The organism is Polaribacter sp. 2305UL8-11 (assembly GCF_058147165.1).
On sequence record NZ_JBYVJW010000005.1, the window covers coordinates 156708 to 174676 of the forward strand.

Here is a 17969-nt window from a genome sequence, read left to right on the forward strand (position 1 = left end):
AGTTTTCGTTACATTTTTATTGCAAATTTTTTAAACGAACTGTAACTGCATTTTTATGCGCATGCAAACCTTCTGCTTCTGCCATTAATGCTATAGCATTTCCAATATTTAAAATTCCTTCTTTTGTTATTTCTTGAAACGTGATACTTTTTGTAAAACTATCTAAATTTACTCCAGAATACGCTTTACTAAACCCATTTGTAGGTAATGTATGATTGGTCCCTGATGCATAATCTCCAGCACTTTCTGGGGTATAATTACCAATAAAAACAGAACCAGCATTTACAATATTGTTTATATAAAAATCGTTGTTATTTGTGCAAACAATAAAATGTTCTGGGCCATATTCGTTAATAATTTCCAACGCTATTTTATCATTTTCTACAAAAATAGATTTTGAATTTTCGATTGCTTTTTGAGCAATTTCTTTTCTAGGTAATTCTAAAAGTTGTTTTTTAATTTCATTAGAAACTTCATTTATTAATTGTTTTGAAGTTGATACTAAAATAACTTGGCTATCTGCCCCATGTTCTGCTTGACTTAGTAAATCTGATGCTACAAAACTCGCATTTGCAGAATTATCTGCAACCACCAACAATTCACTTGGTCCAGCAGGCATATCAATAGCTACTCCATATTTAGTGGCTAACTGTTTGGCAACTGTAACAAACTGATTTCCTGGACCAAATATCTTATATACTTGCGGAATATTTTCTGTACCAAATGTAAATCCTGCAATAGCTTGAATTCCGCCAACTTTTACAATTTTTGTTACACCACATAAATTTGCTGCGTATAAAATTGCTGGATGAATTTTTCCTTCTTTATTAGGTGGAGAACACAAAACAATTTCTTTACAACCTGCAATTTGTGCAGGAATTGCCAACATTAAAACTGTTGAAAACAGCGGTGCTGTTCCTCCAGGAATATACAAACCTACTTTTTGAATGGGTCTTTTTTCTTGCCAACAAGAAACTCCGTTTGTAGTTTTTACAAAAACTTTTTCGGTTTTTTGGGCTTTATGAAATTTTGTAATATTTTCTTTTGCAATATTTATAGCTTCTTTTAATTCTTTCGAAACTAAGTCTAATGCTTGATCAATTTCTTGTGCTGATACTAAATTACTATCTAAAGAAACGCCATCAAAAATTGAAGTATATTTTTTTATAGCAGCATCTCCATTTCTTTGTACATCATCAAAAACTTGATTGACAGTTTTCTCAATATCATTAACGGTTTTTGTTGGTCTTTGTAAAATTGAATACCAATCTTTTTTAGGTGGATTATTTATAATTTTCATTTTACAATACCATTTTTTCAATAGGGCAAACTAAAATACCTTCTGCACCATTTGCTTTTAACTCATCTATAATTTCCCAAAATTCATTTTTACTAATTACTGTATGCACAGAACTCCAACCTTTTTCTGCCAAAGGCAAAACAGTTGGGCTTCTCATACCTGGTAAGAGTTTTAAGATATTTTCTAACTTTTCATTTGGGGCGTTTAATAATACATATTTAGAATCTCTACCTTTTAAAACCGATTGAATTCTAAATTTAATTGTATCCAAAATAGCCTTTCTTTCTTCAGAAATTTGTGGAGAAACCGCTAAAACTGCTTCAGATTTAAATAAAACTTCAATTTCTTTTAATCCATTTTTAAATAAGGTTGAACCACTTGAAACGATGTCGCAAATACCATCTGCTAAACCAATATTTGGCGCAATTTCTACAGAACCATTAATTGTGTGCAACTGCGCATCTATTTTTTGTTCTTTTAAAAATTGTTGCACGGTTTCTGGGTAGGAAGTAGCAATTCTTTTACCTGCTAAATCTTTTAGTGATTTTGCTTTAGATTCTTTAGGTACAGCAATAGATACTTTACATTTAGAAAAACCTAATTTCTCTACAAATTCAATATCATTTCCTTTTTCAATTAAAACATTCTCACCAATAATTGCTGCATCAACAACTCCATCTCTTAAATACTGAGGAATATCTCCATTTCTTAAATAAAAAACTTCTACTGGAAAATTTCTTGCAGAAGCTTTTAGCTGATCTTTTCCATTATTTATAGAAATACCAATATCTTTTAAGATTCTCATAGAATCTTCATTAAGCCTTCCTGATTTTTGTACTGCAATTCTTAAATTACTCATTTTTAGTTGTTTTAATGCTTGAGCAAATACGGTTTAAATAAAAACCCGTTTGATTTGCTCAAACGGGTTTTTAAAATATGTTGACTTTATTCAATACATTTTTAAATCGCTTGAGAGCAATTGTAAAAATGATGATGATTTTGAATAAATTTCATTTGTTATTATTTTCTATGCAAATATTCTAATTTTATTTTGATAAATCAAAATGTTAAAAGAAAATATATCTTAAATTAAAATATTTATCAAATTTTGTTATAATGTTTAATTTTAAAAAATTATTCATTGTGCATAAAGGCTTGTTTTTGTAATAATTCTTCTTCGGTTTCTACCACATCTTCATCTGGCACACAACAATCTACAGGACAAACTGCAGCACATTGTGGCTCTTCATGAAAACCTTTACACTCTGTACATTTATCTGGTACTATGTAATAAATCTCATCAGAAACTGGTTCTTGATCTTCATCTGCATTTACAGATTTACCATTTGGTAATACTACATTTCCGTTTAAATCTGTCCCATCTGAATATTTCCAATCATCTGCTCCTTCGTAAATTGCTGTGTTTGGACACTCTGGTTCACAAGCTCCACAATTTATGCATTCATCTGTTATTATTATTGCCATAATTTTCTTTTCTGTTTTGTACCTTTGCGATTGCAAAAATAACGCCAAAATTATAGACAACCAAAATAAATGATTAGTATTCAAAATAGAATTACTGCATTCGCAAAATTAGGTGCTTTTTTAAGTCAGTTTTCTGTAGATAATATAATAAAGAAAGATAATATTGAGTATAATGAAATCTTTTTTGATGGCTTTTTACATCAAATAAAATTAGCTCAAGAAAATAACTCTTGGTTTACAAAAGAAAATATTCTATTATCTTTAAATAGTTGGAGTAAATCACTATCTAGTAGCAATTTAAATGCTTTCACCAAAAGTGTTGAGTTAAAAGAAAGCCCAGCTAAAAAAGTAGCTATTATTATGGCTGGAAACATCCCTTTGGTTGGTTTTCATGATTTTTTATCAGTATTAATTTCTGGTCATTCTGTTTTGGTTAAGCAATCTTCTAATGATAAACATTTATTACCTTTTTTAGCCAAATATTTAGAGTATGTTGAAGAGGGTTTTAAAGGAAAAATTACTTTTACAGAAGAAAAATTGACCTATTTTGATGCAATTATTGCTACTGGAAGTAATAATACTGCACGTTATTTTGAATATTATTTTAAAGGAAAACCTAACATCATCAGAAAAAGCAGAAATTCTGTTGCTGTTTTAACTGGCAAAGAAACTGAAGAAGATTTTATTAGTTTATCTGATGATATTTTTCAATATTTTGGTTTGGGCTGTAGAAGTGTTTCTAAATTGTATGTTCCAAAAGGATTCAATTTTGATGCTTTTTTTACAGGAATGTATGTCAAAAAAGACATCATTAACAATGCAAAATATGCTAATAATTACGATTATAACAAAGCAGTGTATTTAATGAGCGAGTTTGATTTATTAGAAAATGGTTTTTTAATGATTAAAGAAGATGAAAGCTACTCCTCTCCTATTGCCACAGTTTTTTATGAGTATTATGATAATGAAATCGATTTAAAAATAAAATTACATCAAGATAGAGAAAAAATTCAGTGTATTGTAGCCAAAGGATTTATAGAAAATGAAGTTGCTTTTGGACAAACACAACACCCACAATTAACAGATTATGCTGATGGTGTGAACACTTTGGCATTTTTGTCAAACATATAAATAATTATTGAATGTCATTTTGAGCGAAATGAAATGAGGTCGAAAAATCTAGAGATTTCTCCATAAAGTTGAAATGACAGTTTTAATAAAATAGAACACAATTAAATGAAAAAACATAATTTTAGTGCAGGACCTTGTATTCTGCCAGAAGAAGTATTAAAAAAAGCATCAGAAGCAATTATCAATTTTAATAATGATGATTTATCGTTAATAGAAATTTCTCACAGAAGTAAACCATTTGTTGCTGTGATGGAAAAAGCACGTTCTTTGGCTTTAGAATTGCTAGGTTTAGAAGGAAAAGGATACAAAGCCTTATTTTTACAAGGTGGTGCAAGTTTAGAATTCTTAATGGTGGCTTACAATCTACTACATAAAAAAGCTGCGTATTTAAATACAGGAACTTGGTCTGATAAAGCTATAAAAGAAGCAAAAGCTTTTGGAGAATTGGTAGAAGTTGCTTCATCAAAAGACAAAGGATATAATTATATTCCTAAAGGATTTACCATTCCTGAAGACGCAGATTATTTCCATTACACAAGTAACAACACAGTTGCTGGTACTCAAATCAAAGAAATTCCTGAAACCAATGTTCCTTTAGTTTGTGATATGAGTTCAGACATTTTTTCTCGTCAATTAGACTTTGAAAAGTTTGATTTAATTTATGCAGGAGCACAAAAAAATATGGGTCCAGCAGGAACTACTTTAGTTATAATTAAAGAAGAAATCTTAGGAAAAGTAGATAGACATATTCCTTCTATGCTAAATTATCAAATTCATATAGATAAAGATAGTATGTTTAATACACCTTCAGTTTTTGCTGTGTATGTTTCTATGCTAACTTTACAATGGTTGAAAGATTTAGGCGGAATTCCATTTATTGAAGAAGTTAACAATAAAAAAGCAGTACTTTTATATAATGAAATTGATAGAAATCCGCTTTTTAAAGGAATTGTAGCCAAAGAAGATAGAAGTACAATGAACGCTACTTTTAATTTAGTAGACGAAGCACACAAAGAAACTTTTGATAGAATGTGGACAGCAGCTGGTATTAACGGTTTAAATGGACACAGAAGTGTTGGTGGTTATAGAGCTAGTATGTATAATGCATTACCATTATATAGTGTTCAGGCTTTGGTAGATGTGATGCAATCTCTAGAAAAAGAAGTTTAAAGTTTTAAATTTAATATTTTAAATATTGAATAAACCTTGAACTGTAAATTATAAATATTGAACTTATTATAAGAATGAAAATATTAGCAAATGATGGAATTTCTAAAAGCGGAATAGATGCTTTAGAAAAAGCAGGTTTTGAAGTAATTACTGTAAAAGTGGCTCAAAATCAGTTAGAAAATTATATCAATAAACATACTATTGATGCAATTTTAGTAAGAAGTGCTACCCAAGTTAGACAAGAATTAATTGAAGCTTGTCCAAGTTTAAAACTAATTGGACGTGGTGGAGTTGGCATGGATAATATTGATGTAGAATATGCAGAAGACAATGGTTTACACGTAATTAACACTCCATCTGCTTCCTCTAGTTCTGTAGCAGAATTGGTGTTTGCTCATTTATTTGGAATGGTACGTTTTTTACATTCTTCTAATAGAGAAATGCCTTTAGAAGGCGATACTCGTTTTAAAGATCTAAAAAAAGCGTATTCAGAAGGAACAGAATTAAGAGGAAAAACAATTGGAATTATTGGTTTTGGTAGAATTGGTCAAGAAGTTGCTAAAATTGCTATTGGATTAGGAATGAATGTTTTGGCAACTGATTCGCAAATTGAAAGCGCCCCAATAACTTTATCGTTTTTTAACGGACAAAAATTAACTTTTACTATTGATACTGTTGATAAAGAAGAACTTTTAAAAGAATCAGACTTTATTTCTTTACACGTTCCTGCACAAGAAAATTATATTATTGCAGCATCAGATATTGAAAAAATGAAAGATGGAGTTGGAATTATAAATGCAGCTAGAGGTGGTATTTTAAATGAAGTGGATTTGGTAAAAGCAATTGAAAAAGGTAAAGTACAATTTGCTGGCTTAGATGTTTTTGAAACAGAACCAACACCAGCAGTACAATTGTTAATGAATCCAGAAATTTCTTTAACTCCACACATTGGTGCAGCAACCAAAGAAGCTCAAGATAGAATAGGGCTAGAATTAGCTAAACAGATTATAGAGTTTTTTAGATAATTTATGGCTATTTTGCAACCTTTTAAAGCAGTAAGACCAAGCAGAGACAAAGTTGCTTTGGTATCTTCAAAATCTTATGAAGCTTATACTCCTGCTGAATTAGGGGCAAAATTGGATTTTAATCCTTATACATTTTTACACGTTATCAATCCTGGCTACAAATACCATCAAGAGGTATCTGGAGAACAACGTTTTCAACTGGTTCATAATCGTTATTTAGAATTTAAAGAAAACAACATTTTTATTCAAGATGAAAAACCTAGTTTTTATATTTATGAAAGAATTGGTGTCAATTTTTCTTTTTGTGGTATTATAGGCGCAACAAGTGTAAATGATTATGATAATGGTGTGATAAAAAAACATGAAGGCACCATCTCAAAAAGAGAAATTCTTTTCGAAAACTATTTAAAAGCCACTGGTTTTAATGCAGAACCTGTTTTACTTACTTTTAAAGATGATGAATCTATTGAAGAAATTATCAATTCTGAAAAGATAAAAAGACCAGAATACGAGTTTTCTACAACAGATAAAAGGTTGCACAAACTTTGGCTAATTTCTGATGAAAAAATAATTCAAAAAATAACAGCTGCATTTCAAAAAATAGAAGCTCTATATATTGCAGATGGGCATCATAGATCTGCCTCTTCTGCACTTTTAGCAAAAGATTTATCAAAAGAAAATAAAAATCATACTGGTAAAGAAGATTACAACTTTTTTATGAGTTATTTAATTCCAGAATCGCATTTACAAATTTCTGAATTTAATAGGTTTGTAAAAGATTTAAACGGTTTATCTGTAGATGAGTTTTTATTAAAACTTGATGCTGTTTTTAGAATTGAGAATAGACATCAACAATTATATATCCCATTACAGAAACATCATTTTAGCATGTACTTAAATGGCGAATTTTATTCGCTATACTTAAGAAAAGATGTATATAATTTTACAGATGCATTAAGTAAATTAGATGCAGAAATTTTATATAGAACCATCTTAAATCCTATTTTAGGTGTTAAAGATTTAACCAATAATGATAGAATTGGATATTCTCATAACAAAAAAGACATCATTTCTATAAAAACAAAAGTAGATGCTGGCTTGTATAAAGTTGGTTTTGGCTTGACTCCAATTACCATTAACGATATGAAAGAAATTGCAGATGCAAATTTAAAAATGCCACCAAAAACTACTTATATTCAGCCAAAATTAAGAAGTGGTTTAACCATGTATGAATTTTGATAATTTTGTCATTCTGAAAATGTTACCTTGAACGTAGTCGAAAGGTTGTTTCAGAATCTCAATAAAAATCTTAAATATGATTGCAAAAAACTTACAAAATATAAAATCTACATTACCAGAAAATGTAACCTTAGTTGCTGTTTCTAAAACCAAACCTGTTGCAGATTTAAAAGAAGCGTATGATGCTGGTCAACGTATTTTTGGTGAAAATAAAATTCAGGAAATGGTAGAGAAATATGATGCTTTACCTAAAGACATCAAATGGCACATGATTGGTCACCTACAAAGTAATAAGGTAAAATACATGGCTCATTTTGTAGATTTAATCCACGGAATTGATAAATTTTCTACTTTAAAAGAAATTAATAAACAAGCAAAAAAACATAATAGAATTATTAATTGTTTGTTACAGGCAAAAATTGCCAAAGAAGAAACAAAATTTGGGCTGTCTTTTAGCGATATTGAAGAGATTTTAGAATCATCAAAATTAAAAGATTTACAAAATGTAAAAATTGTAGGTTTTATGGGAATGGCTACTTTTACAGAGGATATAAATCAGCTTGATAAAGAATTTGCATCGCTCAAAAACTTTTTTGATATTCAAAAAATAAACAATTGCCAATTAGAAATTTTGTCTATGGGAATGAGTGGTGATTACAAACTGGCCATAAAAAATGGCAGTAATATGATAAGAGTTGGAAGCTCTATATTTGGTAAAAGAAATTATTATCAGTAAATTTAGAACGAAAAGAAAAAGAATTTGTACGCGATCTTAGATATTGAAACTACTGGAGGAAAATTTAATGAAGAAGGCATTACAGAAATAGCCATTTATAAATTTGATGGATATAATATTGTAGATCAATTTATTAGCTTAATAAATCCAGAAAGACCTATTCAAGAATTTGTTGTAAAACTGACAGGTATTAACAATAAAATGTTAAGAAATGCACCTAAGTTTTACGAAGTTGCTAAAAGAATTATAGAAATTACTTCCGATTGTATTTTAATTGCACATAATACAGCTTTCGATTATAGAATATTAAGTACAGAATTTGACAGGCTTGGGTATGATTTTAACAGAAATACTTTATGTACTGTAGAGTTAAGTCAAGCTTTAATTTTAGACCAACCTTCTTATAGTTTAGGTAAATTAACAAAAGCATTAGGCATACCAATTACAGATAGACATAGAGCTTCTGGAGATGCATTAGCAACAGTAGAACTCTTTAAACTACTTTTAGAAAAAGACACCAACAAAACAATTATACAAAATGCTATAAAATACTTTGACAGAAGGCAACAAAAACAAAAACTTAGAGGTTTTATAGATAATACTCCTGCAATAGAAGGCCTTTTTTATATTCATGATACAGATGGGAGAGTAATTTATTTGGGAAGAGGAAAAAATATAAAATCAGAGTTAAATCAGTTGTTTTTAAAAGTTACCAAAAGAGCTGTAAAAATACAAGACAGAGCACAATCTGTTTCTTTTGATAAAACAGGAAACGAACTACTTACAAGGTTAAAATACAATATAGAATTAGAAGCTTTATCACCAAAATTTAATTTTAAAAAGAAAAGAAAAATAAACCCTCAAAATTTTAATAATGATACTTTTTTAATTATTGATAAAGGAAGAGAGGTTGAAGAACAATCTATTATTTTAGTAGAAAACAATGAAATTTTTGGCTATGGATACACAAGATTGGGATATCAAAAAAACGATCTAGAAATTTTAAAAGCTATCCTAACTCCTATTTCAAATAAAGAAATATCTAAATCTATTGTAAAGAACTACCTTAATAAAAACAAAGTAAAAGAAATCATAAGATTAGAGTAAAATTAATAAAAAGAAAAAAAATGAAAAAGATTTTGTTGGTACTTTTATGCCTTCCATCTCTCCTATTTTCTCAAAAAAATAGATCATCTAAAATGGGTCAAACCACTATAGATGAATTAAATATGAAAATTTACGATAAAGATTCTACTGCAATTGCTGTAGTTTTATATGAGCAAGCAAATCGTTATCCAGATAATAATAAAGATCAAACTCCCAGAACAGATTACTATTATAGAATAAAAATCTTAGATAAAACTGCTTTTGATTTTTCTAACATTTCTATCTATTTAAGAGAAAAAGATAAATTGTTAAACGTAAAAGGAATTACTTATAATTTATCAGAAATTGGTAGCATAAAAACAGATCGTATCACAGAAAAAGATATTTTTACTACTGATGGAGTAAATAATTGGAAGAAAAAGAGTTTTACATTACCTAATATAAGATAAGGAAGTGTAATTGAATACAGTTACAGTGTATTATCTCCTTACTTGCAAATAGATGATTGGTATTTTCAATCGGAAATACCTAAAATAAAAAGCGATTTTAATGCAACTATTCTTGGAAATTATAAATACAATATAAAAATTGTTGGATTTAAAAAATTAGATAAAAAAGATGCTAAGGTTGATAAAAGATGTGTTCATATTGATGGTATAGGCTATGGCTCTTGCATCGTTTATTCTTATGGAATGGAAAATGTTCCTGCTTTTAAAGAAGAAGAATATATGCTTAGTAGAAAAAATTATCTCTCCAGAATTACTTTCGATTTAAAATCTAGAACAAGCTATAGAGGAGAATTAACAAACTATGCAACCACTTGGGATCAAGCAGACAAAAGTTTAAAAAAATTCTTTTTTAACAATCAAACATCCAAAAAAAACTTTTTTAGGAGGAGACTACCTGAAGAGATATTAAATACCAAAGAAGAATTAGAAAAAGCAAAAAAAATATATGCTTTTATTAAAAATCATTTTACATGGAATGGAAAATATTGGCAAAATAGCGATGCAAAAGTAAAAAATGCTTTTAATGAAAAAATTGGCGATGTTGGTGAAATAAATTTATCTTTATTTAACAGTTTAAATGCTGCTGATATTAAAACAAATTTAGTGGTACTTTCTACGAGAAAAAATGGTTTAACATCCAAACTTTTTCCAGTAATTTTTGATTACAACTATGTTATTGTAAAAGTAACTATTAACAAAAAAGATTACTATTTAGATGCAACAAATAAACTCATGCCTTTTGGACAAGTACCTTTTAAAACTTTAAATGGAGAAGCAAGAGTTATCAACTTTAAAAAAGATAGTTACTGGGTAGTTTTAAAACCTAAATTTAAAACCTCAAAAAGCACTACAGTATCATTAAATTTAAATAAAGACAATGAATTAGAAGGAAATCTTATGATGCGTACTTCTGGTTATTTTGCTATAAATAAAAGGAAAAAATTATCTACAATTAGCAAAAATAAATATGTAGAAAATTTTGAAGCTACTTATCCAGACACTGAAGTAGATGATTTTAAAATAGTTAATAAAGACAGTTTAGAAAAACCATTGTTAGAAGTTTACAAAATAAAAATTTTATCTGATAATGAATCTTTTCAAAAAATAAGGCTAAACCCAATTGTTTTTGATAGACAGAATAATAATCCTTTTAAACTAAAAGAAAGATATTATCCTGTAGATTTTGGCTATCCAAAACAACATAAATACAGTCTAAGATTAAAAATACCAGAAAACTATAAAATTACACAATTGCCAAAAAATGTTGCTATATCACTTCCTAATAATGGTGGTATTTATATTTATAAAGTAATTCAAAAAGGAAACTTAATAAATATTTACACACGATTAAAAATTAACAAAAATGTATATTCTAGTAATGAATATCAAGCTATAAAAGAGTTTTACAAACAAATTGTAACAGCAGAAAAATCTTATTTGGTATTAGAAAAAAATACAGACAATTAAAAACCAAAGTTTTAAATAGAAAAAATACGTCAAATGACGTATTTTTTTTTGCTATATTTATACAGACATTTGTTTCGTAACTTTAAAAAACGACAAAATGAAAAATCTTTATTTCCTTTTAGTCTGCTTATTTTTTGCTAGCACACTAACATCTCAAGAACAATTTGGAACAGGATTAAAATTTGATGAATCTCTTTATAACGAATTACCTCAATCTGTACCATTAGTAACAAGAAGTTTTACAGCCCTACCAAAATCTTTTAGCTTAAAAGGGTATGCTCCTACTCCTAAAAGTCAAGGTCAGCAAGGATCTTGTGTAGGTTGGGCAAGTGCTTATGGAGCAAGAACCATAGCAAATGCAATAAAAAATGGGTGGGAATATAATACTGCAAAAATAAATCAGAATACATTTTCGCCAGCTTTTGTATACAATCAAATTAGATACAATGCAAAATGTGAAGGAGCATACATAGAAAATGCTATGAAAATAATGAACCAATATGGAGCTGCAAAACTATCTGATTTCCCCTATGATTTTAGAACTTGTTTAAAAACACCATCTACAACTATCTACTCAAGAGCCAAAGAACATAAAATTGTAACATTCGAAAGATTAGCAAGATGGAATAATCCAAATAATTTAGTGGGTAAAGTAAAAAAAGCAATATCTCAAAAAAACCCTGTAGTTATAGGTTTGTTTCGTTTTTCTAGTTTAAAAACAGATTATAATAATGTTTGGATTCCAAGTTCTGGTAAATCTGGGCATGCTATGGTTGTTGTGGGTTATGATGATAATAAATCTGGTGGAGCTTTTGAAATTATGAATTCTTGGGGAACTCGTTTTGGTAAAAATGGATTTTTCTGGATAAAATATGCAGATTTTCAAAGACAAGTTAAAACAGCCTATGTATTAGTAGATAAAAGAAAAGACAATACAAATAATAATGACAACAATAATTATTCTAGCAACAAATTAGGAGGAGAAATTACACTAAAATTAAGTAATGGCAATGCTATGCCTGTAAAATTAGCAGAAGGAGCTACAAGAAATTTTAATATTGTAAAAGCAAGTAAAACAACTTATAAAGTAAATAACACATACACTTCTGGTACTCAATTTAGAATTTATTTAAACAGCAAACAAAGAGGTTATGTGTATTTAATTGGTTATGGATCTGCAGATAAATCTGTAAACAAATTATATCCTTTTGGTGGTTATAGCGATTACTTTAATTATACAAATAGCGAAATTGCCATACCAAATGAAGATTATTTTATAGAGTTTGATAACAATCCTGGTAGAGACATTCTTTGTGTTTTATATAGTAAAGAAAAATTAAATATTAACGATATAGTTAGTAAAGCAAAATACGGATCAGGAGATTTTGTAACAAGAGTAAAAAAAGCGCTGAGCTCTAAAATGTTTAAAGGCTCTAATGTATCTTTTAATAATAATAAGATTTCATTTAGTGCAACATCATCAAGTTCATCTGCCAAAGTAGTACCAATTTTTATAGAAATGAATCACCAATAACAGTAATATGAAAACAATAAAAAAGATATTATTACTTTCTTTTTTAATTACTTACACTGCATTTAGCCAAAGTAATAATTATATATATAAAGAAGATTTTAATAATGTTGGAACATGGCCAACAGGAAATAACGAAATTAGAGAACTAAATGTTTTTAATGGACGCTATTATTTTGAGCATAAAAGAAAAGAAAAATCTTGGAGAGTCTCTACAAATTCAATCAATTTAGATACAAACAAAGATTTTGAAATAGAAACATCTATCCAAAAAATAGCTGGCGTAGACAACTCTGGTATTTCTTTTTTATATGATTTTAAAGACGATAAAAATTATAAAGAATTTGGCTTCACATCTAATGGCTATTATAGAGTTGCAGAAGCAACAGATGGCAAATACACCAATGTTGTAAAGTGGACAAAATCTGGAAAAGTTAAAACAGGTAATTACGGAGTTAATAAGTTAAAAATAACAAAAACAGGAAACACAATTACATTTTATATAAACGATGCGAATTTGCATTCTATGGCTTATAAAGATTTTATAGGCAATAAATTAGCAATTACACTCTACAGCAATCAAAAAATATCTTTAGATTATATAAAAGTTCTTCAAAAAACTTCCTCTCAAAACAACACCAATTACAATAATAATAGTAACAAAACAAAAACAATTGTTTACGATAGTTTTTATTCTAACAAGAATAATTGGGCTGTAAATACTAGTGAAGAGGCTAAATTAGAAATTAGAAATAGTAAATATTATTTTGAATATAAAGGTAATAAAGGTTGGGCTACTTCCAAGATTTTTAATTTTGATAATACAAAAGACTTTAAGGTTGAAGCATCTTTTCAAAAAATTGCTGGTGTAAAAAATAATGGCTTTGGATTGATTTTTGGTAGAGAAAATTCTAGCAATCAACATCAATTTTTAATCAATGCATTGGGTAGTTTTTCTGTTGATAAATATGAAAATGGTAAATTAAACTCTCTTGTAAATTGGACACAATCAACATCAATAAAAAAAGAAAATTATTCTACTAATATTTTAAAAATAGAAAAAAAAGGCAGTAAATTTTATTACTATATAAACAACTCTTTAGTATATACAGCTTCTAATGTTAAAATATATGGAAACAGGTATGGCTTTTCTATTTTCGACCCTCAAAAAATTGCCATAGATTACATTAGTATTTCTTATTTAGGAGGTGGCCCTAACAATACCACTATTTTTAATGAAGATACCAAGTTAAAAGGAGATTTACTTTTTAGTGATAATTTTGACAGCAGTAACCCAAATGCTTGGTTAGAAAGAAATGATAACGTTACTCGTTTTAGACTTTCTAACGGAAAATATTACATACAGCATAAAAGAAAAGATAAAGGATACTCTACAAACATCAATAAATATTTTGATGGTTCTAAAGACTTTGAAATTGTAACCAAAATAGATAAAGTTAGTGGTGTTACCAACAATGCCTTTGGTTTAATGTGGGGTTTAGAAGGTGGTAATAGTTTCCGATTTTACATAGCATCTTCTGGATATTATAAAATAGTAAGAACCAAAGATGGTAAAGAAGAAGTTATAGTAAAATGGACAAAATCTTCTAGTGTCAATCAAAATAATGGAGCTTCAAATATTTTGGGTGTAAAAAAAGTTGGAGAATATTATAAGTTTTACATAAATAATAGATACATCACAAGAACAGATTACGAACCGTTTTTTGGAAGCAGAATTGGGTATGTAGTTTATAACGACCAAGAAATTGCTGTAGATTATTTAAAAGTATATAGGTTAAAAGAAAAAAACACAAATATAGTTAGCAATAAAACACTAACTCTTCCTGTATATGATAATTTTAATGGCAATACAAATGGTTGGAATTTAGAAGATTCTGACGATTATTCTGCAGCAATTGCAAATGGTAAATTTTTATTACACAAAAAGAAATCTGGAGGAATCTTTATAAGCAGAAGTGTAAATATTAATACAGCCAAAGACTTTATTATAGAAACTTCTTTAGCTAGAGTTGTAAATTCTGCAAAAGGATTATATGGTATTACTTTTGGAAGAAAAAACTCTTCTAATGAATACTCATTTTTACTCTCAGGTAATGGAAGTTATATGTACAGAAAATTTGATAATGATAAATACAAAAAAATTATTCCATTTACAGAAAGTGAAGCAATTAAAACTGGTTTAAACGATTACAATAAAATTAAAATCGTAAAAACAGGAAATCTTCTGCGCTTTTATATAAACGATACTTATGTAAATGAAACTCCATTTGAACAATTTTTTGGAGATAAATTTGGGTACACCATTTATTATGATAAAAAAATATCTGTAGATTATTTAGATATTAAATACCAATCTGCGAGTTTTAACAATCCTCCAGTTGTTGTAATTACATCTCCAAATGTAGAAGCAAAAAGAGGCTTTAAAATTGTAGAAGCAAAAAGAATTCAAGTAAGAGGAAAAGCAACTGATAATGATGGTATTTATGAAATTACTGTAAATGGTGTAGAAGCTAATGTTGCAGAAGATGGCTCTTTTACTGCAAATGTGCCTTTAAGATATGGTAAAAACGATTTAATTGTAAAAGCAACCGATTTAAAACAAGCATCATCTACAAAAACATTTACAATAAAGCGAAAAACAAATATTGTTGTAGACCCAATAGTACATAATGATGAAAAAATAGATATCGGTTTTGGTAAATACCATGCTTTAATTATTGGAGTTAGCGATTATAAAGACGAAAGTATTGTAGATTTAAATGGAGAACCAACTAAAGATGCAGATGCTTTAGGAAATCTTTTAACAACCAAATACAATTTTAATAAAGAAAACGTAACCATTTTAAAAAATCCTACAGAAAATCAAATTATCAAAGAATTTTACAACCTTAGAAAAAATGTAGGTAAAAATGATAACTTAGTCATATTCTATGCTGGTCATGGTAATTATGATGAAGCTAGCGAAAAAGGATATTGGATGCCTTCTGATGCAGAAATGGAATTTGAAGGAAACGTTATTTTAAATACCAGTATTGTATCTTATATTAAATCTATAAATTCTAAACATACTTTATTAATTGCAGATGCTTGTTTTAGTGGAAGTATTTTAACAAAAACAAGATCTTTTAGTAAAGCCTCTAATGCTGTAAAAGCAAAATATGCTTTACCAAGTAGAAGAGCAATTACAAGTGGTACTTTAACTACAGTACCCAATAAAAGTGTGTTTATGAAATATTTATTAAAAAGATTAAGAGAAAATAAAAACACCTACCTATCTGCTGGACAATTATTTAATATGATAGAAGATCCTGTAATTAATAATACATCAGGAAATAACAAACCCCAATACGCACCTATAAGTAGAACAGGTGATGAAGGTGGAGACTTTATTTTTATAAAACGTCAATAATATAGTTTACAAACCAAATAAATTTAATAAATTGGGCTCTAGATACAAAATATGGATTTAGAGCCTTTAATTTTACAGTTTCAGCAAAAAGACGTCAAAGCATACGAAAAATTATACAATATGTATTGCAACAGTATTTCTGGTGTTGTATTTAACATTGTTAAAAACGATGAAGTAGCACAAGAAATTACGCAAGACGTTTTTATAAAAGCATGGCACAAAGCAGATACGTACTCTGCTAAAAAAGGTCGTTTTTTTACTTGGATACTCAACATCGCAAGAAATGCAGCCATAGATTATACACGATCTAAAAAATTTAAACAGTCTAAACAAAACCTTAACGCAGATTATTTCGTAGATATATTAGAGACTAATAAAAGTTTAGATACTTCTACAGATACAATTGGGTTAAAAGAATTTGTTACCAAATTAGGTGAAAAATGTAAAGCAGTTATAGAGCTTCTTTATTTTAAAGGTTTTACTCAAAAAGAAGTTTCAGAAGAATTAGATATGCCAATTGGTACAGTAAAAACAAGAAACAGAAATTGCATAGGCGACTTAAGAACTATGCTAGGCGTTTAAATGGATATAAAAAAATACATAGCATCAGGAATTTTAGAATTATACGTTGCAGGTTCACTTTCAGAACAAGAAAACGTAGAAATATTTAATGCAATAAATAGTAATCCAGAGTTATTACAAGAAGTTTTATCTATTGAAAATGCAATTGTAAAACTTACAGCTGCTACTTCTCAGTCTGATAAAAGTTATTTATTTACAACCATTAAAAAAGAAATTGATGGTAAAGAAACTCAAGTAATTTCTATTTCTAAACCAAAACGTAATTGGACACAATTTACAGGTTGGGCAGCAGCCATTGTTGTAGGTAGTGTTTTAGTATGGTCTATTTCTCAAAACAATCAATTAAAAGAACAAATTGCTAACGAAAAAATACAGTTAGAAGAACAAATAGAAAAAGCTTCTAACAGTTTGGCAGAAGCAGAAAAACTAATTACTATTTTTAGAGATAAAGATATTATTTCTGTTCCTTTAGCTGGGCAAAAAGTAGCACCAGAAGCTTACGCAAAAGTTTATTGGGATAAAAAAACAAACAGTATCTATTTAGATGCTAAAGGTTTACCTACTCCACCAAAAGGAAAAGTATATCAAGTTTGGTCTTTAAAATTATCTCCTTTAACACCTACAAGTTTAGGTACTATAGATACATTTACAGCAGATGCTAATAAAATATTTACCATAGATAATGACAACCAATCTGAAGCTTTTGGTATTACTTTAGAGCCAGAAGGTGGTAGCGTTTCTCCTACTCTAGAGCAATTGTACACTTTAGGTGCTGTTGCAGCTACACCATAAAATTAATTCTATTTTTAGTAATAAACGTTAATATTAAGTATAAGAAAACACCCATTACAAATTTGTAATGGGTGTTTTTACTTACTCAAAAGACCTAATTTTTATGGTTACTTTTTATTTTAAAAATAAAAAAAGGCACCTGTATCAAAAAAAAATAACCAATTCAATACTCGATAACAGATGCCATCATCCAACCAAAACTATCTTTAAACTCTTTTATAATTTCTATTGAGTTATTAGGTTTAAAACTGGGGTATTTTAAACTTTAAAATAAACCCCAGAAAACTTAGAGGTAATTACTTTGTTAAAAATACTGACACTATATCCCCCAATATAAGTGTCAGTTTTAATTTCCAATCTTTAATAGATTAGAAACAATTTTATAAATATTTACTATTGCTAGTACTATTTTTTTTCGTTTTAAGAATTTATAAATAATTCTTCATATATATTTACGAGAAAAAA

General features: G+C 28.3%; 15 protein-coding genes. 12 read left to right on the forward strand and 3 right to left on the reverse strand.

The window, feature by feature from the left end; genetic code table 11:
• Positions 1 to 16: 16 nt before the first annotated feature.
• The 3 genes from hisD to ACY2RW_RS06390 form a co-directional block, all read right to left on the reverse strand.
• Positions 17 to 1300: a histidinol dehydrogenase gene (gene hisD / locus ACY2RW_RS06380; protein WP_490121871.1), complete on the reverse strand. Its 1284-nt coding sequence runs from the start codon at positions 1298 to 1300 to the stop codon at positions 17 to 19.
• 1 nt (position 1301) lies between these two features.
• The gene (gene hisG / locus ACY2RW_RS06385) at positions 1302 to 2159 is read right to left on the reverse strand and encodes an ATP phosphoribosyltransferase (protein ID WP_490121872.1); all 858 of its coding nucleotides are present in this window, start codon (positions 2157 to 2159) and stop codon (positions 1302 to 1304) included.
• Between the two features lie 275 nt (positions 2160 to 2434).
• Positions 2435 to 2785, reverse strand: coding sequence for a 4Fe-4S dicluster domain-containing protein (locus ACY2RW_RS06390; RefSeq protein ID WP_490121873.1), 351 nt, complete (start codon positions 2783 to 2785; stop codon positions 2435 to 2437).
• Between the two features lie 69 nt (positions 2786 to 2854).
• On the opposite strand from ACY2RW_RS06390, the gene ACY2RW_RS06395 reads away from it, so the two are divergent.
• The 12 genes from ACY2RW_RS06395 to ACY2RW_RS06450 all read left to right on the forward strand — a co-directional run bounded on the left by ACY2RW_RS06395 (position 2855) and on the right by ACY2RW_RS06450 (position 17504).
• Positions 2855 to 3916 carry an acyl-CoA reductase gene (locus ACY2RW_RS06395; protein WP_490121874.1) on the forward strand — a complete coding sequence of 354 codons (1062 nt, stop codon included), beginning with the start codon at positions 2855 to 2857 and terminating at the stop codon, positions 3914 to 3916.
• A 105-nt stretch (positions 3917 to 4021) separates the two neighbouring features.
• Positions 4022 to 5086: a 3-phosphoserine/phosphohydroxythreonine transaminase gene (gene serC, locus ACY2RW_RS06400; protein ID WP_490121875.1), complete on the forward strand. Its 1065-nt coding sequence runs from the start codon at positions 4022 to 4024 to the stop codon at positions 5084 to 5086.
• Positions 5087 to 5160: 74 nt separating this feature from the next.
• The gene (locus ACY2RW_RS06405) at positions 5161 to 6111 is read left to right on the forward strand and encodes a D-2-hydroxyacid dehydrogenase (RefSeq protein WP_490121876.1); all 951 of its coding nucleotides are present in this window, start codon (positions 5161 to 5163) and stop codon (positions 6109 to 6111) included.
• 3 nt (positions 6112 to 6114) lie between these two features.
• Positions 6115 to 7350: a DUF1015 domain-containing protein gene (locus tag ACY2RW_RS06410; RefSeq protein WP_490121877.1), complete on the forward strand. Its 1236-nt coding sequence runs from the start codon at positions 6115 to 6117 to the stop codon at positions 7348 to 7350.
• A gap of 76 nt (positions 7351 to 7426) precedes the next feature.
• Positions 7427 to 8086 carry a YggS family pyridoxal phosphate-dependent enzyme gene (locus ACY2RW_RS06415; protein WP_490121878.1) on the forward strand — a complete coding sequence of 220 codons (660 nt, stop codon included), beginning with the start codon at positions 7427 to 7429 and terminating at the stop codon, positions 8084 to 8086.
• A 24-nt stretch (positions 8087 to 8110) separates the two neighbouring features.
• Positions 8111 to 9193 carry an exonuclease domain-containing protein gene (locus ACY2RW_RS06420; RefSeq protein WP_490121879.1) on the forward strand — a complete coding sequence of 361 codons (1083 nt, stop codon included), beginning with the start codon at positions 8111 to 8113 and terminating at the stop codon, positions 9191 to 9193.
• Positions 9194 to 9213: 20 nt separating this feature from the next.
• Complete coding sequence (locus ACY2RW_RS06425; RefSeq protein ID WP_490121880.1) at positions 9214 to 9642, forward strand: hypothetical protein; 429 nt, start codon at positions 9214 to 9216, stop codon at positions 9640 to 9642.
• A 42-nt stretch (positions 9643 to 9684) separates the two neighbouring features.
• Positions 9685 to 11169: a DUF3858 domain-containing protein gene (locus ACY2RW_RS06430; RefSeq protein WP_490121881.1), complete on the forward strand. Its 1485-nt coding sequence runs from the start codon at positions 9685 to 9687 to the stop codon at positions 11167 to 11169.
• A 97-nt stretch (positions 11170 to 11266) separates the two neighbouring features.
• Entirely contained in the window at positions 11267 to 12703 is a 1437-nt protein-coding gene (locus ACY2RW_RS06435; RefSeq protein ID WP_490121882.1) for a C1 family peptidase, read from the forward strand.
• A 7-nt stretch (positions 12704 to 12710) separates the two neighbouring features.
• Positions 12711 to 16130, forward strand: a complete 3420-nt coding sequence (locus tag ACY2RW_RS06440) for a hypothetical protein (protein ID WP_490121883.1) — start codon at positions 12711 to 12713, stop codon at positions 16128 to 16130.
• 51 nt (positions 16131 to 16181) lie between these two features.
• Positions 16182 to 16712, forward strand: a complete 531-nt coding sequence (locus ACY2RW_RS06445; RefSeq protein ID WP_490121884.1) for an RNA polymerase sigma factor — start codon at positions 16182 to 16184, stop codon at positions 16710 to 16712.
• Entirely contained in the window at positions 16713 to 17504 is a 792-nt protein-coding gene (locus ACY2RW_RS06450; RefSeq protein ID WP_490121885.1) for an anti-sigma factor, read from the forward strand. It begins immediately after the preceding gene.
• The last annotated feature ends 465 nt before the right edge of the window (positions 17505 to 17969 follow it).